This is a genomic window from Kitasatospora sp. NPDC093558 (genome assembly GCF_040683475.1).
Taxonomy (GTDB): Bacteria; Actinomycetota; Actinomycetes; order Streptomycetales; family Streptomycetaceae; genus Kitasatospora.
Genome location: NZ_JBFBDY010001375.1, coordinates 1 through 1080, shown reverse-complemented (window position 1 = coordinate 1080; position 1080 = coordinate 1). Strand labels below are relative to the sequence as shown.

The following is a 1080-nucleotide window of genomic DNA, read 5'->3' as shown; positions in this document are numbered from 1 at the left end:
ACGCCCGGATGGCGGCGGACGGCCACGAGGTGGGGCTGAGCACCGTCTACCGGGCGCTGGCCGCGCTCGTCGAGGCGGGCCAGGTCGACGTCGTCCGCGACGACGCGGGCGAGCGCCTGTTCCGGCACCGCCGCCACGACCGGCACGAGCACTACCTGGTGTGCCGGGAGTGCGGCTTCGCGCTCGCCCTCGACGTCGACGCCGTCGAGGCCTGGGCCGAGCGCATCGCCCGGGAGTCCGGCTTCTCGGACGTCCGGCACACCGTCGAGTTCGCCGGCGTCTGCGTCGCCTGCGACGCCGTCCCGTCCCCCCGTCCCCCCACCGACCGGAGCCACCCGTGACCGCAACGCGGGGCTCCTCGCTCAGGAAGGAGGCAAGTCCCGGTACGGCGCCCGGGGTTGTGGCACGGCGTGGTGCTCGGAGGCGTCCAGGCGGGGCGGCGTGTTCGGCGGGGCGTCCGGCAGCGGGTGCCACACGCCGGTCAGGTCGACCCAGCTGTCCGCCGCCGGGGCCGGGCCGGAGGCGTGGACGAGCACGCGCAGTCGGCGGGCGTCGGCCGCGCAGCAGCTCACCACCAGGCGGTTGAGGTACCACTCGTCCGGGCCCGGACCGGGCGTGACGAACCCGGTGAGCCGCACCCGGCGGTCCTGGAGACTGCGCTGCGGGTCGTGGCTGCGCCCGATGAACTCCATCAGCGACATCGGCATCGGCAGGGCCACGGCGGGCTGCTGCGGTGCGAGGTCGGCGTAGTGCGCCTTCTCCACCGTCGCGTCGGCGCCGTCCCGGGAGGCGGTGAAGGAGCCGAGGGCGGGCGGGGTGAAGCAGAGCAGCAGCACGGCGGGGACGGTCAGCAGCCAGGCCACGCGCGGCCCGTGGTCGTGGTCGTGGCCGTGCTCGTGGTCCGCGGCAGCCGGCGGCAGCCAGACGGCGTTGCCCTCGTCGTCCCGCCCGAACCGCAGGACGGGCTCGCGCCGGCCCGCCGTCAGCCGCCGTGCGACGCCGGCGACGCCGACCCCGAGCAGCACCAGCCCGGACGCGATCAGCGGGTAGCGCAGCCCCTCCTTGACGTACTGCAGGAAC

General features: G+C 76.0%; 2 protein-coding genes. One reads left to right on the top strand and one right to left on the bottom strand.

The genetic code is table 11. From position 1 onward, the window contains the following. The coding region (locus AB0O00_RS41105) for a transcriptional repressor (protein ID WP_363659756.1) at positions 1 to 341 on the top strand (341 nt) is incomplete at its 5' end. Positions 342 to 362: 21 nt separating this feature from the next. Here AB0O00_RS41105 and AB0O00_RS41100 read toward each other — a convergent pair. Beyond that, on the bottom strand, positions 363 to 1080 hold a 718-nt coding region (locus AB0O00_RS41100), incomplete at its 5' end, for a TIGR03943 family protein (RefSeq protein ID WP_363659755.1).